Annotated in this window: 4 protein-coding genes; all 4 read right to left on the reverse strand. The window is 36.8% G+C overall.

Going from position 1 to position 3,296, the window contains the following annotated elements:
* Nucleotides 1-18: 18 nt before the first annotated feature.
* On the reverse strand, nt 19-630 hold the full coding sequence (locus AC22ZQ_RS13710; RefSeq protein WP_318959330.1) for a c-type cytochrome: 612 nt from the start codon (nt 628-630) through the stop codon (nt 19-21).
* A 123-nt stretch (nt 631-753) separates the two neighbouring features.
* A complete protein-coding gene (locus AC22ZQ_RS13715; RefSeq protein WP_318959331.1) occupies nt 754-1,398 on the reverse strand; it encodes a hypothetical protein in 645 nt (214 codons plus the stop codon).
* Between the two features lie 77 nt (nt 1,399-1,475).
* On the reverse strand, nt 1,476-2,441 hold the full coding sequence (locus AC22ZQ_RS13720) for a hypothetical protein (protein WP_318959332.1): 966 nt from the start codon (nt 2,439-2,441) through the stop codon (nt 1,476-1,478).
* A 79-nt stretch (nt 2,442-2,520) separates the two neighbouring features.
* Nucleotides 2,521-2,931, reverse strand: a complete 411-nt coding sequence (locus tag AC22ZQ_RS13725) for a group III truncated hemoglobin (protein WP_318959333.1) — start codon at nt 2,929-2,931, stop codon at nt 2,521-2,523.
* Nucleotides 2,932-3,296: the final 365 nt, after the last annotated feature.

Genomic DNA, 3,296 nt, shown 5'->3' on the forward strand with positions numbered 1-3,296 from the left:
ATATATTTCCGTTAAGACTTACTCTATCGGAGGCATATTCACTTTAGGTAATGGAACTAAATTTTCAACAGGAGGAATACTTTGCAAATAGGTAAAGAGAGCATGTAAATCTTCATCTGCCAAATCTTTGAAATTCATCCATGGCATGGGAGGGAGGAGCATACGGGTATCGTCTAGTCCTTTGGATTTACCTTCTTTTAAAGCTTTTCCAAATTGCTCTTCTGTCCAATATTTTATCCCTGTTTCATCTGGGGTCAAATTGGCAGCATAAGAAATTCCCCAAGGACCAGCAGCTGCTGTTAAATCAGGAAACATTACTGCGAAACCAGGAGGAAGTTTAATACTGTCAAAAACTGGTGAAAGATCTTCACCATGGTGTCCAGATAACATTAATTCAGGAATCACCTCTGGTCCCATAGGTCCCATTTTTTTTGGAGAATGGCAATCGTGACATCCCATGGTCATGACCAAATATTCACCTCGTTTAATAACAGCATCGGAATCATCCTGTAGTGCGGCAACATCCGTTTCTTCTTGATTGTCTTTACTTGCAGCGTAATCCGTACAAGCAGTTTGTAGAGCTAAAAACAAAAGTAATAGCCCTATCATGTAAAAGCGAGTAGTTTTCATAATAGTAGTATTTAGTGTAAAATGAGGGTTTATATATCTTTTAATATATACTACTAAATTTACTCGAATTAAGTGAGTTGACAAAAAATACTTGTCTTCAGGTGGAGTATAAACGGTTGGAAATTAGTCTTTACCGTATAGTTTTAGGGGGAGCATTAAACCAAAGGCAAAAACTTGTTGACGGGTAAATCCCTCTGCATTCTCATCGTTCCTTTGCTTGAAACTGTAGAAGTAATTAAATTTTAGGTCAACATAGAAAAGTCCAAACTCTAGAGAAGCACAGGCTCCATAATCCCACTTATTCATGCTGAAATTAGGACTTATCGCCAAATTTCTACTCATATATCCACCAAAACTTATACTGTTGAAAAAAGGGTAGATACCAAAATCTGCTTTGTTTTCATTTGATATTTTAAACATCAATGGAACTTTGATGTCTTCTAATCGAACTGGAGTGCCATATAAAGCGTCAGATAAAATATTATTGTACTGTGGTTCTAGGGCAAATCCATATCCGATTTTTTTGAATTTTTGAGCAGAGACAATGGAATATCCCAGTCCTCCCATATACCCTTCGACCACATAGTTTTCTTGTAAACCAGTTTGAGTTTTTCCTTTAAAAGTAATGGTTGCAAAAGGGTAGAGCTCATGCACGTGAAAACGAGAAATACTTGTTCTTCTCTTCTTTATTAATGGATATTGAGCATAAGCATTATGCACAAAGGTGAAAAATAAAAAGAGAGAAAGTATTGCTCTTAATTTGCTCATAGCTCATAGATTTCTTAGGAGGTCTCAAGATAAAAAAATCATTTGAAAAAAGAGCTTTATGAACAAATATGAGTAGACTATAAACTTCTGTACCATTGAACCATTGGGATGGGAACTGATAGCACCTCACCGTCATAAATTATTCCTGAAAAACCGAACTGAAAAGCTTTCCCTTCTGATTGATGCCAACGAACACCAGGTACCAATACAGCAAATCCCATTTTTTGATCTTGATAAGTTTCGGTTATCGTTTGGTTTTCATACTGCATGGTATTTGGGTTGTACACTTGAGTTAAGTAAGTCTCTGTTCTCATTTCAGGTTCTCCGGGTAAGAGGAAGAAGGAGTCAAAAACCAAACTTAATTTTGTAGAAATCTTTAACATTCCCCCGACGCTTGCGACAAATCTACCCTCTAAGTCGCCATCATTGAGTATGGCTCCATACCCACCTGAAAAAGCGATATTTCTAGACCTGTCTCCTAAAGAAAGCGTTGCAAATGGGAGTGCACCTCCCCATTCAGGTAGCGCCCAAGAACCTGTTCCTGCTAATGCTCCTAACGCAAATTGTGATTGTTCGCCAATTATCCAAGATTTCTTAATGGTTGCAACTACAGGTAGTCCTATCCATGAGGTCATTACACCAACACCTAAATTTTCGCCGATTCCAAATTGTAAGTCAGGCCCGAATAGATTCCATTGGATGTAATGTTCTCCTTTGTGAATTGGGAGTCCATTAGTCGTTAAAAAATACCGCGTAGAAAACTTGTCTTCTCCTATAAATTCCCCCTTATTATTAAAATTCTTTGTATTTATTTTTTCTATAGATTTTACGGTGTATTGAGGGATATAAATTTTACGGCCATCTGTGGTCTTAAAGTAAATTTCTCGTTCATCTTGTGAAATAATTTGACCGATAATTTCACCGCCATCGGTAGTTACTAAGCGGTAAAGATTTGTGTCCGAAACTGTTGAACTATCGGATGGTGTTTGTGCTAACAGTGAACTTGTAATCACTGTTAACAGCATGAGTAGTAGCGTTTTCATAACCATGTAGTTTTAAAGTGTAGGTGGTATAAGGTTATTTTGAAAAGGTATCTAACTAAAGTTAAACTGTTTATTTCAATTAAACTAAATTATTTATTGTTTGGGTATTCTTCTTCTTCCAGAGGATTAAAAATTGAATGTGAGCGATGTTACGCGCTGCATCCTTTGCTTTTTCAGCTAACTTCCCGTGAAATAGTTCGTCTAGGGTAGCAATCCATAGCTGTAACCAATATCCAAAAAGTTCTTGTTCCAAACCTCCTGGATGTGCCTGGTCAACGTTGATGTGTTTTTGTGTTGGGTTTCCTTTAAATTTTCGAACTCCAAAAAGGTTTGTTTCCCAAAAGTCTGATAGTTTACTCAAATGTTCAGGCCATTCATCTTCTTTAATGTGACGGGAGAAAATAGGTCCTAGCTCATTGTGTGCCCTCACTTTGGTGTAGAAGCTTTCCACAAGCAGCTCTATATCCTTTCTGGTTTCAATTGTTTTCATACTCAAACAAAGTTAGGTTCTTAACTTGTAAGAAAACATGACATATGTCAATAAAAAAGAGGAGTAAAACTCCTCTTTATATTACTAAAAATAAACTCAATAAGCTCTGTGAATTGCTTATGATAAATGTAGTATCTTTTGTGAAAGACTTGTTGCTATTACTTAAAATAGGGGTATTTTCCCTTGGTGAAGTAAGGGGATATACGACTATTTAATGTACACTTATTTCCATGGGTTAGTTGCCCAAACGGCAGCATCCGTAATGAAGCCAACATCATTCATTGCTAACATACTAGAGGCTACATGTGCGATTTCGCTTGGTCTTAGTTTATTGTCATCAACCTTTTGTTCCATACCCATTTTAG

The sequence above is a fragment of the Lishizhenia sp. genome, assembly GCF_057456495.1.